Origin of the sequence: Scandinavium lactucae, assembly GCF_033843265.1 — a bacterium.
GTDB lineage: Bacteria > Pseudomonadota > Gammaproteobacteria > Enterobacterales > Enterobacteriaceae > Scandinavium > Scandinavium lactucae.
This window is the reverse complement of record NZ_JAWXRD010000029.1, coordinates 128,511-142,277: the sequence shown is the minus strand read 5'-3', so window position 1 is coordinate 142,277 and position 13,767 is coordinate 128,511. Positions and strand designations below refer to the sequence as shown.

Here is a 13,767-nt window from a genome sequence, read left to right as displayed (position 1 = left end):
CGGGTACAGGGAGGATAGCGGCGCTACATTGGCACCGCCGGATATTTTTTATTTGTTATGGAAATAGCCGTCTTCAACGGTGACCCGTAGCACGACCTTTTTTACCGCCCCGGCACTGATAAAGCGGTAGGCTTCGTCGATATCGCAGATAACCATTTGCCCTTCGTGCACCTGCACGGTTTCGCCGCAGCCTTTGAGGAATTCGCGGTCGGTTTCATCGCGATAGCACTCCACCACCTGCAATCGCGCTTTCGGCGCGTATTCGATTTTTTGCGCGCCCTGTAGGTAGTAGTGGACGTCAAAATAGCGCCGATGGCCGAGAAATAGCGCATCAGTGGTGGTGTCTGTGGTCAGCCGATAACTCAGCGAATCACCGATGGAATGCGCCACACCCGGGCGAATGTGGTCGATATTGCGGATGGCTTCCACGCAGCGCTGCCATTTGCGACCACCGTGATAGCGTTGGGTAAACTGTTCCAGGTTGTTAATAATTTCCATTATTCGGCCTCACGTTCGGCGGTAGAGGGAGTCAGATGAAACGCCTGGCTTGCGACGTTGCCGCTGGCGGGCAGCAGGGTGAAACCGTAGCGGAACGCCTCGAACCGCACGCGCCAGCTGTCCAGCACTTCGCTGCCCCAGGAGTTCGACCCAAGTCCCAGCAACTGGTGGTCAAGATTCAGCGTGATGTGCCCGCTGCGTACCAGTTCGTTGCAGTGGCGCGCGGCGTGAATCGCCTCGGCGCTGTACGGCCAGGCGCTGAAGTGAATCGGCTGATGCGCCACCGCTAACAGGCCGTGGCCGTCACGGTTGGTCAGCGCGACCCAGCGCACCTGCTGGCGGTTGCCGTTGTTTTGCGGGAACGGATAGGGCTCGAACATCGCGCCCACATTGCTGCGCCAGACATCAATCAGGTTGGCCTGCTGGCTGTCCGGGTAGTTTTCTCCCGGCCCGCGCCCGTAGTACGTCACCTGGTTGAGGCTCTCGTTGATGCCGAGGCTGAAGCCGATGCACGGGATAATGTGTGGATACTCGCCGTAGGGCGTACCCGCCAGTTCGATGCTCAGCGCGCCCGCCGGGCTTATACGCCAGCGATAGCTACAGCGCATGCCGAAATCAAATACCGGTGGGGCGATGACGGTGTCGCTGATGACACACACCGAGTCGCCGTCGCGCTCGACACGCAGGTCGCGCAGATGTTCCTGCATGATTTGTAGATGATTGGGTTGCCACAGGCCTTCGTATTCCTGCTTGTGGTTATCTATCATCGGCTTGAAGAAGGTCATTTTTCCCTCTTCGGCAATCAGCTCCTCGCCGTTGACCTGCCATGACGCCAGCTTGCCGCTCAGGCGTGAGAACACCATACGGAAGTTATGGCCGCTGACGGTGCAGGCCAGGCGTTCGTCGCGGATAACCAGCGGCGTGGCGCTATCGGAAAGCCACGGCATCGTCCTCAACGTGCGTGGAGCCAGTGCGAACTGGTACTGCGCAATCGGGTGATGTGCTTCGCTGTAGCGAGTGGCGGAATCTTTGCTGACGTACACGTTGAGCCAGCTTTCACGGCCATCGGATTTGGGCAGGTCAATCGTCACCGTGCGGCTACTGTTGGGCGGAAGATCGCTGATTTTCAGCGCCTGGCTGCTAATGAGTTCGCCTTCGGCTTTGACCTCCACCCGCAGGGTGTAATCGTCCAGCGTGCTGAACCACAGCTTGTTTTCCACCCGCAGCTCGCCGCGCGCGAGGTCAACGGCGTGGACTTTTACCGGGGCGATCACCTGTTTGTACTCTTTCAGCCCCGGGCCTGGGGTTTGATCGGAATAAATCAGGCCATCGAGGCAGAAGTTGGCGTTGTTCGGGTAGTCGCCAAAATCACCGCCGTACTGGTAAAACGTGTTGCCGTCGTCGTCCTGCGCCTGAATACCGTGATCGCACCACTCCCAGACGTAGTGCCCTTGCAGGCAGTCGTGACGATAAAATACATTCTGGTATTCGTTCAGGCCGCCGGGGCCATTGCCCATTGCATGGGCATATTCGCAAATGATACGTGGCTTCGGATGCGGGTATTCGCCGAACTCATTCATCAGCGGCACGCGGGTGTACATGGTGGAGATGATATCCACCACTTCAGCGTCGCGGTCCTCTTCGTAATGTATTAACCGGGTTGGATCCAGCGCTTTGCAGGCCTTCGCCATGGCGCGAATATTACAGCCGTAACCGGATTCGTTGCCGAGTGACCAGATGACAATCGACGGATGGTTTTTCTGCGCCTGAACGTGGCGCACGATGCGCTCGACGTATACGCCTTCCCACGCAGGATCGTCGGTGATTCGGCTCAAATCGCCGACGTTGGCAAAACCGTGGGATTCGACGTCGGTTTCTGCCATCACGAACAGGCCGTAAATATCGCACAGCTCATAGAAGCGCGGATCGTTCGGATAGTGGGCGGTGCGGACCGAATTGATGTTGTGCTGCTTCATCAGGATCAGATCTTTCTCGACCCGATCCATGCTCACCGCGCGGCCCTTTAGATGATCGTTATCGTGGCGATTGACGCCGTGCAGCATTACGTACTGATTGTTGATCCGCATCAGGCCGTCGCGGACCTGAATGTCGCGGAAGCCGACGCGCTGCGGCACCACTTCCAGTACCTCGCCAGCGGCATTTTTCAACGTCAACACGAGGTGATAAAGGTGCGGCGTTTCGGCTGACCACTGCTTCGGCTGCTTGACGTCAACGCTGAAATCAAGCGTTTGTCGCTGCGCCACGCGGCTATCGGCCGTGCCCTGATACAGGCATTGTTCGCCGTCGAAAAGCCGGTATTCGAGGGTGACGTTCTCCGCCTGGGTGGTCAGGTTTGCCAGCTCGACAGAACAAGAGAGTGTGGCATCGCAGTAGTCGTCGTTGAAAACGGTGCGGATAGTGAAATCGTCGATGTGGGTAAGTGGGCGACCAACAAGATACACGTCGCGGAAAATTCCCGCCGTCCACCACATGTCCTGGTCTTCGACGTAGGTGGAATCAGCCCATTGCAGCACTTTGACGCACAGCAGGTTATCGCCCGCGTGAACGTACGGCGAAATATCGAACTCGGCGGTCAGGCGGCTGCCTTTGCTGAAACCGACGTAGTGGCCGTTAACGTAGACCTCAAAATAGGTTTCCACCCCGTCGAATTTGAGCCGCGTCTGGCGTGCGTCCCAGCTTTCGCCGAGGGTGAAGAGGCGCTGATAGGCACCGGTCGGGTTGGCGCTCGGCACGTACGGCACGTCAATCGGGAAGGGGAAACCTTCGTCGGTGTACTGCAGTTTCCCGTGGCCTTCCAGTTGCCACATCGATGGGACGCCAATTTGGCTCCAGTCGCTCATCAGCTGATGAGGAAATGCTTCAGGCACTTCAAGCGGATGGTCAAAATAACGGAACGTCCACTGACCGCTCAGCAGCAGAAAATGACTGCTGGCCTCGCGGGAAAAGGAGCGGGCCTGGTCGATATTGTGGTAAGCAAAAAAGTACGCGCGCGGCGGTAGCCGGTTTTCGTGCGTAAGCTGAACATTCTCCCAGCGGTTCATGTCATCTCCCTGTGGGGTAAAACATCATTGCTGAGGAGTTTAGTAAAAATTTTACTAAATAAAATCAATAAAACCGAAATGAGTTAAGCGGATCACAAAAAAGCGGGATTCAAAGAGGGGATTAAAATCGCCCGGCGGCACGATGTTTGCCGGGCCTACGCGGGATCCGTAGGCCCGGTCAGCGAAGCGCCACCGGGCAAAAAAACAACTTAACGCGTGGTGCCGCGTAACTTCAAACGGCTGGGAACAAACACCTGCAGCGGCAGCGCCCGGCCATCGCGCGATTTTTCCAGCAGCAGGTTCACACCCTGGCTGCCCATCATTTCGGAATGGATGCGTACGGTGCTGAGCGGCGGAAAGGTAAAGCGGGCGGTAGGGATGTCGTTGACGCTGATCAGGCTAATGTCCTGCGGCATGGCGAGGCCTTTCTCATGAATAGCCCGCAGCACGCCGATGGCGATGGAATCGGAGGCGACAAACAGCGCTTCCGGGAAATCGTTTTGCGCCAGCATCTGGGTTGCCAGTTCATATCCGGACGAACTCGAAAATCCACCGCGCCAAATATCGTCTTCCGATACCACGCCCTTCAGGCGGCCATACTCGACGAACGCTTTTTCGCGGATATCGGCTTTGCCTGGCTCGTCCTGGCCACCGATAAAGCCGATGCGCTGCACGCCCTGGGCGACAAAAAAATCGATAACCTCTTTGCTGATGCGCACCAGGTCGATATCCACCGAGTCATAACTGGAACCGACTTCGTGAAAATCAATGAAGCAGATGTTGTCGCTCAGCGCTTCTGCCGCCTGACGCATTTCCGGGGCAGGCTTGCCGACAATTAAGATCCCGCTGACCCGATTCACATCAGGAAGCCCCTGATTTTCATAGCAGTTAGTCAGCCCGATATTCAGCTTTTCGCACTGGGTTTCTATCCCGTGACGGATAGCCAGGTAGTAAGGATCGTTGATTTCCATCTCCTGGCGGTAGCTGTATAACGCCAGCACGTGATGACAGGCATCGTGATGCACCAGGCTTTTGCGCGCGCTGCTGCCGCGATATTCCAGCTTTTCGGCAATCTCGAGGATCCGATGCCGGGTCTCTTCTTTGACGTTCAGGGTCGGGTCATCGTTCAGAATGCGCGACACGGTGGCCTGCGATACGCCCGCTTCCTTTGCGATATCTTTCAGTGTTGCCATGGGGTCCCTTAGCGCGAGAGTTGAAGTTTAGTCTGCCGCCATTGTAATGAATCCCACGTATTTAGTAAAAATCCATTGATCGCGATGGCCGCTTATGCTGTGATATTTTTACTAAATATTTACTTGAGGTGAGTATGGAAACGGTAGCTTATGGTGATTTTGCGCGTCTGGAGATCCGCACCGGCAAGATTATTGAGGTGAAGCGTCACGGCAATGCCGACAAGCTGTACATCGTGCAGATTGATATCGGCGAGCGCACGCTGCAAACCGTCACCAGCCTGGTCCCGTATTACGCGGAAGACGAGCTGTTGGGTAAACAAGTGGTGGTGCTGTGTAATTTGCAGAAAGCGAAAATGCGCGGGGAAGTGTCGGAATGTATGCTGCTGTGCGCCGAAACCGACGACGGCAGTGAAAGCGTGCTGCTGACCGCTGAACGCGCGATGCCTGCAGGCGTGCGTATCGTATAATAAAAGCCCGGCGGCACTATAGACTCCACGGGCCTACAGGTTTGTAGGCTCGGAAGCGCAGCGCCACCGGGCGAGGGTTTACGCAACTATCTTCAGGCCTGCTCCACGGAAACCCGCAGTGCGGCCAGCGCTTTACCGGTCGCTTTCAGCACCTGCTCACACTGTTCAACGGTCAGCGTCAGCGGCGGTTCGATGCGAATGGTTTTGGCGTTGTTCAGCGTGCCGGCCACCAGAATGCGCTGGCGGAACATCTCGCTGGCAAAGGTGTAGCCGATTTCATTATCAACAAACTCAATCGCAATCAGCATCCCTTTCCCACGCGCTTCCTGCACCAGGTCCGGGTATTCACGCGCCAGCAGACGGAAACCGTCCAGCAGCATGTCACCTTTCTGTTCAGCCTGCGCGGGCAGGTTCTGCTCCAACAGCACGTTGATGGTTGCCAGCGCGGCCGCACAGGCCAGCGGGTTACCGCCAAAGGTGGTGGTGTGCAGGAACGGGTTGTCGAACAGTACCGAGAAAACTTCTTCGGTCGCTACCGTCGCGCCAATCGGCATCACACCGCCGCCGAGGGCTTTCGCCAGGCACAGAATGTCCGGCTGCACGTTTTCATGCTCGCAGGCGAACATCTTCCCGGTGCGGCCCATCCCGGTTTGCACTTCATCGAGAATAAGCAGCGCGCCAAACTCATCACACAGCTTACGCACGGCGGGCAAATAACCCTGCGGAGGAAGAATAACCCCACCTTCGCCCTGAATCGGCTCGAGGATAATCGCCGCCACGTCATCACCGGTCTTTTTGCATTCGCTCAGAACGGTGCGCATTGCGTTGATATCCCCGAACGGCACGTGGCGGAAGCCCGGCAGCAGCGGCATAAACGGTTTGCGGAAGGTCGATTTTGCCGTCGCCGACAGTGCGCCCAACGATTTGCCATGGAACGCGCCGCTGGTGGCAATAAAGGTGAACTTCCCGCGCGGTGACTGGTACGCTTTGGCGAGCTTGAGCGCCGCCTCAACGGACTCAGTGCCGCTATTGCTGAAGAAGCTGTACTTCAGTTTACCCGGCGTCAGCGCCGCTAAGGTTTTGGCGAGCATCGCCCGCAGCGGATCGAGCAGTTCCTGGCTGTGAAGCGGTTGTTTGGCGAGCTGATTCTGTACGGCGGAAACCACTGTTGGATTACGGTGCCCCACATTGAAAATTCCAAAGCCACCCAGGCAATCAATAAACTCCTGTCCCTGGGTGTCGACAAGCGTATTCAGACTTCCCGCTTGCCACTCTACGGCTCCGTAATCCCCGCCGGCGGTAACAGATTTTCGATACTCTAAAAACCCCGGATTCACATGCTCTTTAAAGTATTCCCGGACCTCCTGGTTCAGAGCTTTCATCTCCTCATGGTCAAGCGTGCGCTTTTCGATGAGATTCAGTGCGTGCGCGCTACAGGCTAAAGCTGAGGCGCTGGAAGGTAACCTGTTCAAAATATGCTCCTGTACACCGCGTATCACATGATACTGATTTAAGTATTGCAGGGATTACGCCAGCCAGGAGCGGAACGAGAAAATCGGGATAAACGCCTGTGCAGGGCCTTGTGTTACAAAATTTAATCATTTCCATAACATTTCGGCGGTTTTTACTCCTGAGTATAAATTCATCAAACGGTCATTTTATTGAACGGCTGCCTCAGGGTGGTGCAGTCGTTGCACCCGTCTGAAGCCCCACCAAAATTAGGGGCTTAAACACAAATTGCGATCTGCATCAACTTTAACAATTAAAGTTAAAGTGGTTATCGCCGAAATAACAATTAAGAGAAAAATTAATAACCACTAAATCAGTCAAGGACGCGTAAATGTCAGCTCCATTGATTGTCACGCAGCGTGATTATGCGCTCGACGATGACACCACTTTAATGTCCACTACCGACCTGCAAAGCCATATCACCCATGCCAACGACACCTTCGTGAAGGTCAGTGGTTATCGCCTGGAGGAACTGACCGGGCAGCCGCATAACCTGGTGCGTCATCCGGATATGCCCAAGGCGGCGTTTGCCGATATGTGGGCCACCCTGCAACAGGGCGAGCCGTGGAGCGGGATCGTCAAAAACCGCCGCAAGAATGGCGATCACTACTGGGTGCGTGCCAATGCGGTGCCGATGGTGCGCGGCGGCAAAATCAGCGGTTATATGTCGATTCGCACCAAAGCCCAGCCGGAAGAGATCGCTGCGGTAGAACCGCTGTATAAAGCGCTGAACCAAGGGCGCAGCACCAGGCGGGTTCGCAAAGGGCTGGTGGTGAGCCAGCGCTGGTGGGGGAAATTGCCGGGTATGGCGCTGCGCTGGCGCGTGAGAGCGCTGATGACGCTGCTGTGGCTACTGCTAACCGCCTCCTTATTCGCCACCGGTGCGCACGGGCTGGTCATTGGCGTCAGCACGCTGATGCTGCTGGTCGGCACCGCCGTTATTGAATGGCAGATTGTCCGCCCGGTGGAGAACGTCGCCCGTCAGGCGTTGAACGTCGCCACCGGCGAGCGGAACAGCGTCACACACCTGAATCGCAGCGACGAACTGGGGCTGATTTTACGCTCGGTCGGGCAGTTGGGGCTGATGTGCCGCTGGCTAATCCATGATGTATCTGGCCAGGTGGCGAGCGTCCGTCAGGGCAGTGAAACGCTGGCGCAGGGCAATAATGACCTTAACGAGCGCACTCGCCAGACGGTAGAAAACGTGCAGCAGACGGTGACTACCATGAACCAGATGGCGGCCTCGGTGCAGAACAACGCCGAAACCGCGACTGCAGCGGACAAACTGTCCAATGCCGCGAGTGCGGCGGCGACGCACGGCGGCCAGGCGATGCATACGGTGGTAAAAACCATGGATGAGATTGCCGACAGCACCCAGCGCATCGGTTCGATTACCAAGCTTATCAACGACATCGCCTTCCAGACCAATATTCTGGCGCTGAATGCGGCAGTGGAAGCGGCGCGTGCCGGGGAGCAGGGCAAAGGCTTCGCAGTGGTGGCGGGTGAAGTGCGCCATCTTGCCAGCCGCAGTGCCAGCGCTGCGAACGATATCCGTAAGCTGATCGACGCCAGCGCCAGCAAGGTGCAGTCCGGCTCCGATCAGGTTCATGCCGCGGGTAAAACCATGGACGATATTGTCAGCCAGGTGCGCAATGTGACCGGGCTGATTGCGCAAATCAGCCTTTCCACTTCAGAGCAGGCGGCGGGCCTGTCGGATCTCACCCGCGCGGTGGCGGAGTTGGATGCCATCACCCAGAAAAACGCCGGACTGGTGGAGGAGAGCGCCCACGTCTCGGCGATGGTCAAACACCGGGCCGGGCGTTTGCAGGATGCGGTCACGGTGCTGCATTAATCCTGACGAAGGGCGTATCGGGCAAAGACCGCACATCATGCACTTTTGGTTTTGTTGTAAATCATTATCATTTACGATTAATACCAATGACAATAGATGATGAGATGACCTTATGACCCCTTCGAGCCCTCAGAAGAAATATCCGAAGCGAGTGCGCAATGAGCTACGCTTTCGCGAGCTGACCGTCCTGCGCGTGGAGCGCATCAGCCAGGCTTTTCAGCGTATCGTGCTGGGCGGCGAGGCGCTGGCAGGCTTTACCTCAGCCGGATTTGACGATCACACCAAGCTGTTTTTCGCCGAAAAGGGTAGCCGTATCACGCCCCCCACAGTGACGGACGAGGGGATTGTCTGGGCCGACGGGGTGCGCCCTCAGACGCGGGATTACACGCCGCTGTACAACGCCGAAACGCATGAGCTGGCGTATGACTTTTTCATTCATGATGGCGGGGTCGCGAGCCAATGGGCGGTGAACGCCAACGTGGGTGACACGCTGACCATCGGTGGCCCGCGCGGATCGCTGGTAGTACCGGAGGATTACGCCTGGCAGCTGTACGTTTGTGATGAGTCGGGAATGCCTGCGCTGCTTCGTCGTTTTGCCGCGCTGCGCCAGTTACCACAGCGCCCGCAGGTGAAGGCGATTGTTACCATCGCCGATGCCGTATATCAGGATTATCTGGCGGATTGCGGGTTTGAAATTGACTGGGTGGTGGGCCACAGTCAGCAGGCGGTAGCCGATAAACTGGCGGCGTTACGCGTACCGCAGGAGGATTATTTCCTCTGGCTGACCGGCGAAGGCGCGGCGGTGAAATCATGGCTGGATGGCTTTGTGACCGAGGCGATGGACCCGCAGCTGGTGCGGTCGCAGGCGTACTGGCACCAGAAGTAGTTTGCAGTTGCCCCTCTCCCTACAGGGGAGAGGGCTAGAATGAGGGGGGATCACGCCACCTCATCAAATCCTGCATCAAAAATCTGTTTCTCCAGGGTGCGAATGGTGTTGCTCATCGCTTTCTCCTGCTGGTGAAAATAGCCTTCCTGATCGCGCAGGGTCGTCACCAGCTGCCATGCTCCTTCTTTTTCCAGACCGCTCAGCTCCAGCTTCAGGGCGCTGATTTGCTGACGGATCTCGGCTACCCGTTCGCGCAGGCGCTCCAGGCTGTTCAGCCGCTCGCTGGCCATCATCGGCTGCTGGCCTTTCATTAATCGGGCGAGGATTGTCCGCACCGTAGTGAGATCGCCCTGCTGGCGCGCCTGATTGAGCCGCACCATCAGCGTGGTTGCTTCGGCTTTCAGCTCATCATCCACCAGATCCGGATGGCACAACTTACTGGCCTGACGCCAGAGCTTCTTCAGCTCCTGACGGTCTGACTCCGCCAGGCGCTGCTGCGCCGCCTGGTGGCGCTGGGCTTCCTGATGGCGCTGGCGATACGACTCATAATCCTGACTGGCGGCATCGGCCTGGCGGGCAGACTCCTCGGCAATCGGTTCACTCTGGCTGCCTTCCCGTCGCTGACGGCGCACTATTTTTTCCGCCAGCACTTTTCGCAGGCGCAGGATCTCGGTCATCAATGGTCCGAGCCGGGTCATGTACAGATCGTTAAATTCATCCAGCCGCTGAATACGTGCGCTGCGACGATCGAGCAGTTCCTGTAGCTCGGCCTCCAGCGTTTTCAGCTCCAGCTTGTTAGCCGCGATGCGCGGATCTTGCCAGGGTGCCAGCGCCCGCTGGTTCTGCAACCAGACATCGATTGCTGCGACCGCATCCGCATAGTGCTTATCTTCCAGCGCCGACACGATAGCGTTCAGCCCCTCATCCAGCGCCTCTTTTTTTAACTGCAACAGCTGACTGTGGATGATCTCTTCATCCTCCAGCTCTATCGCATTCTTGATGATTTCCAGTCTTTTAATGGGTTTATTCATGGCGCGTTGGTTCAGCTTCCAGGCCCGCAGAGTGGCTGGCAGATTACCACTGCGCCGTTGGGACTGTCAGCGACAAATCGCAAAAATGCCTGTTAGCACATCGTGATATATCGATATGCGCATTTTGTTGTTGAGTTATTCATACAAGTGATGTTACCGTCTGGACGTCTATAGCTCTATACATCTAAAAATAATGATTGTACTTAACCAAATCCGCAAAATTTTTGACCACGGCAAAACGCCCATCACTGCCGTGGACGACGTCAGTCTGACGGTCGAACAGGGGCAGATATACGGCATTATCGGCTACAGCGGCGCGGGTAAAAGCACCTTGATCCGTCTGCTGAACGGCCTGGAAAAACCGACTTCCGGTAGCGTGGTCATTAACGGCCAGGATATCTCAGCGGCGAAAGGGGAAAGCCTGCGCCGCGCCCGGCTGAAAATCAGTATGGTATTCCAGCATTTCAACCTGCTGTGGTCGCGCACCGTCAGTGACAACATCGCCTTTTCGATGCAAATCGCTGGCGCACCGAAAGCACAAATTAAAGCCCGCGTGGCGGAGCTTATCGAACTGGTTGGACTGACCGGGCGCGAAAATGCCTATCCGTCGCAGCTTTCCGGCGGGCAGAAACAGCGGGTGGGTATTGCCCGGGCGCTGGCGAATAGCCCGGATGTGCTGTTGTGCGACGAAGCCACCTCGGCACTCGATCCGCAAACCACCGATCAGATCCTCGATTTGCTGCTCGATATCAACCGTCGTTTCGGCCTGACTATCGTGCTTATCACCCACGAAATGCACGTGGTGCGCAAGATTTGCGACCGGGTGGCGGTGATGGAAAATGGCCGCGTAGTGGAAGAGGGCGAGGTTATCCGCGTCTTTACTCACCCGCAGCAGCCGATTACCCGGCAGTTTGTGCGCCAGGTCAGCCAGTATGCCGACGACGAAGCGTTTAATCCGGCGCTGGCGAACGATTTGCAGGGCAGCGTTATCAAACTGACCTTTACCGGGCACAGCACGCATCAGCCGGTGGTGGGCGAGTTGACGCTACGCTACGGCCTGCCGTTCAACATTCTGCACGGCAAAATGACCCAAACGGCGCACGGCGTGTTCGGCCAGCTTTGGCTGCACGTGGTGGCGACTGATGAACAGCTGAACAACATCCTCGCGGATTTGCAGCACAGCGATATCGACGGCGAGGTAATTAAGCATGGCTAATCTGACTGAGCAATGGTTCCCGCATCTTGACCTGGATGCCCTCTGGGCGGCGACGCAGGAAACGTTGTACATGACCGCCTTTTCCGGGATCGCGACCTTTGTGCTGGGCATCGTGCTGGGGCTGGCGCTGTTCCTGACCGCTAAAGGTGGCCTGTTCCACAACCGGGCGGTGTACAGCGTGATTTCGGTGGTAGTGAATGTCTTCCGCTCGATTCCGTTCATCATCCTGATTGTGTTGCTGATCCCGTTCACCAAGACGATTGTCGGCACTATTCTTGGTGCGGATGCCGCCCTCCCGGCGTTGATTGTCGGTGCGGCCCCGTTTTATGCGCGTCTGGTGGAAATTGCCCTGCGTGAAGTCGACAAAGGGGTGATTGAGGCCACGCGTTCGATGGGCGCGCGTCTGTCGACCCTGATTTTTCGCGTCCTGCTGCCGGAGTCTTCCCCGGCGCTGGTCTCGGGCATTACCGTCACCCTGATTGCGCTGGTGAGTTACAGCGCAATGGCCGGGGTGATTGGCGCAGGTGGCTTAGGCAATCTTGCGTATCTGGAAGGATTCCAGCGTAACCATAACGACGTCACGCTGGTGGCGACGGTCACCATTCTGGTCATCGTCTTCATCATTCAGTTTTGCGGCGACGTGGTCACTTCTCTTTTAGATAAACGATAATTCTTTGGGACTACACATCATGAAAAAAACACTGACATTGATTGCCGCCGCCACCCTGAGCGCCCTGAGCTTTGCTGCCTGGGCCGATACCCTGACCGTGGGCGCGTCTAACGTGCCGCATGCCGAAATCCTCGAGCAGGCGAAACCGATTCTGGCCAAAGAAGGGATCGATCTGGAAATCAAACGTTTCCAGGACTACATCCTGCCGAATACGGCACTGGCCGGGCGTGAAATCGACGCGAACTATTTCCAGCACATTCCGTATCTGAACAGCGTCCTGAAAGATCATGCGGGCGATAAAGATTACGATTTTGTCAGCGCTGGGGCGATTCACATCGAGCCTATTGGTATCTACTCGAAGAAATATAAGACCCTGAAAGATCTGCCGCAAGGCGGCAAAATCATCATGCGTGATGCGGTGTCAGAAGAAGGCCGTATCCTCTCTATCTTCGAAAAAGAGGGCGTGATTAAGCTTAAGCCGGGGATTGATAAAGTCACTGCACGCATCAGCGATATCGTTGAGAACCCGAAAAAGCTGAAGTTCCTGCCGAACGTTGAAGCGTCGTTGCTGCCGCAGATGTACAACAACGATGAGGGCGCGGCGGTGGTGATTAACGCCAACTACGCCATCGACGCAGGCCTGGACCCGGTACACGATCCTATCGCCGTTGAAAGCGGTGAGAACAACCCGTATGCCAACATCATTACCGTGCATCGCGGCGACGAGAAGAAAAAGGATATCGTGGCGCTGGTGAACGTGCTGCACTCGAAGGAAATTCAGGATTGGATCCGCACCAAATATAAAGGCGCAGTCATTCCGGTTAATAATTGATTGATAGATACCCTCTCCCCAAGGGGGAGGGTTAGGGTGAGGGGCACTAGCTGCATCGTTCCTCACCCAGACACTTCTTTACAGCACTCTGCCCCTTCACCCGTTAAGATAAGCCTCAAATTCTATTGAGGCGTTTATGATTTCACGTCAGCGTAAAGCTTTGCTTCTTGTCGCTCTGGCATGTCTGGTGGTGCTTATCTGCACCGCGCAGCGCATGGCGGGGCTGCACGCGCTGATGATGAACGCCTCCCCGCTAGCGCAGCAATCTCTTCAACAATCCACTGAACAGAGCAGCGACAGCGAGGCACCGGTCACCCCCTGCGAGCTGAGCGCCAAATCCCTGATGGCCGTGCCGCCGGTGCTGTTTGAAGGGGCGATGTTTGGCATAGCCCTGCTGATGACGGTGCTTGCCGCCGTGCCACAACGCCCGGAACGCCAATGGCCGCCGCGCGTCATCTCTCCCCCCCGGCTACGGGTGCATCTGCGATTATGCGTCTTCCGTGAGTGATAACTGACCTGGCAGTTCAGGTTAATCAATCATTTACGGAGAA

General features: G+C 56.6%; 12 protein-coding genes. 7 read left to right on the top strand and 5 right to left on the bottom strand.

Translation table 11 applies throughout. The annotated features are described in order from the left end of the window. Positions 1-48 precede the first annotated feature (48 nt). From SIK69_RS11195 to ebgR, 3 genes are all read right to left on the bottom strand, one after another. On the bottom strand, positions 49-498 hold the full coding sequence (locus SIK69_RS11195) for a beta-galactosidase subunit beta (protein ID WP_319786108.1): 450 nt from the start codon (positions 496-498) through the stop codon (positions 49-51). Further along, the gene (gene ebgA, locus SIK69_RS11190; protein ID WP_319786107.1) at positions 498-3,560 is read right to left on the bottom strand and encodes a beta-galactosidase subunit alpha; all 3,063 of its coding nucleotides are present in this window, start codon (positions 3,558-3,560) and stop codon (positions 498-500) included. Before ebgA ends, SIK69_RS11195 begins: the two co-directional genes overlap by 1 nt. Before the next feature lie 209 nt (positions 3,561-3,769). Beyond that, on the bottom strand, positions 3,770-4,753 hold the full coding sequence (gene ebgR, locus SIK69_RS11185; protein ID WP_319628706.1) for a transcriptional regulator EbgR: 984 nt from the start codon (positions 4,751-4,753) through the stop codon (positions 3,770-3,772). Positions 4,754-4,887: 134 nt separating this feature from the next. Here ebgR and SIK69_RS11180 point away from each other — a divergent pair, with 134 nt between their 5' ends. Further along, a complete protein-coding gene (locus SIK69_RS11180; protein ID WP_319628705.1) occupies positions 4,888-5,220 on the top strand; it encodes a tRNA-binding protein in 333 nt (110 codons plus the stop codon). Positions 5,221-5,312: 92 nt separating this feature from the next. Here the strand turns inward: SIK69_RS11180 and ygjG are convergent, their stop codons facing one another. Then, positions 5,313-6,692 (bottom strand): putrescine aminotransferase, encoded by a 1,380-nt coding sequence (ygjG, locus tag SIK69_RS11175; protein WP_319628704.1) that lies wholly within the window; start codon positions 6,690-6,692, stop codon positions 5,313-5,315. A gap of 368 nt (positions 6,693-7,060) precedes the next feature. Between ygjG and SIK69_RS11170 the strand changes: the two genes are divergently transcribed. Together SIK69_RS11170 and SIK69_RS11165 are read left to right on the top strand one after the other, a co-directional pair. After that, positions 7,061-8,581, top strand: a complete 1,521-nt coding sequence (locus SIK69_RS11170) for a methyl-accepting chemotaxis protein (protein ID WP_319786106.1) — start codon at positions 7,061-7,063, stop codon at positions 8,579-8,581. A 112-nt stretch (positions 8,582-8,693) separates the two neighbouring features. After that, entirely contained in the window at positions 8,694-9,467 is a 774-nt protein-coding gene (locus SIK69_RS11165; RefSeq protein WP_319786105.1) for a siderophore-interacting protein, read from the top strand. Positions 9,468-9,517: 50 nt separating this feature from the next. Here the strand turns inward: SIK69_RS11165 and SIK69_RS11160 are convergent, their stop codons facing one another. Continuing rightward, a complete protein-coding gene (locus SIK69_RS11160) occupies positions 9,518-10,498 on the bottom strand; it encodes a coiled-coil domain-containing protein (protein WP_319786104.1) in 981 nt (326 codons plus the stop codon). 193 nt (positions 10,499-10,691) lie between these two features. On the opposite strand from SIK69_RS11160, the gene SIK69_RS11155 reads away from it, so the two are divergent. The 4 genes from SIK69_RS11155 (at position 10,692) to SIK69_RS11140 (ending at position 13,724) form a co-directional block, all read left to right on the top strand. Continuing rightward, positions 10,692-11,714 carry a methionine ABC transporter ATP-binding protein gene (locus SIK69_RS11155; RefSeq protein WP_319786103.1) on the top strand — a complete coding sequence of 341 codons (1,023 nt, stop codon included), beginning with the start codon at positions 10,692-10,694 and terminating at the stop codon, positions 11,712-11,714. 1 nt (position 11,715) lies between these two features. After that, complete coding sequence (locus SIK69_RS11150) at positions 11,716-12,384, top strand: methionine ABC transporter permease (protein WP_319628770.1); 669 nt, start codon at positions 11,716-11,718, stop codon at positions 12,382-12,384. A gap of 19 nt (positions 12,385-12,403) precedes the next feature. Further along, positions 12,404-13,216 carry a MetQ/NlpA family ABC transporter substrate-binding protein gene (locus tag SIK69_RS11145; protein ID WP_319786102.1) on the top strand — a complete coding sequence of 271 codons (813 nt, stop codon included), beginning with the start codon at positions 12,404-12,406 and terminating at the stop codon, positions 13,214-13,216. Between the two features lie 136 nt (positions 13,217-13,352). After that, entirely contained in the window at positions 13,353-13,724 is a 372-nt protein-coding gene (locus SIK69_RS11140) for a copper resistance protein (RefSeq protein ID WP_319628698.1), read from the top strand. Positions 13,725-13,767: the final 43 nt, after the last annotated feature.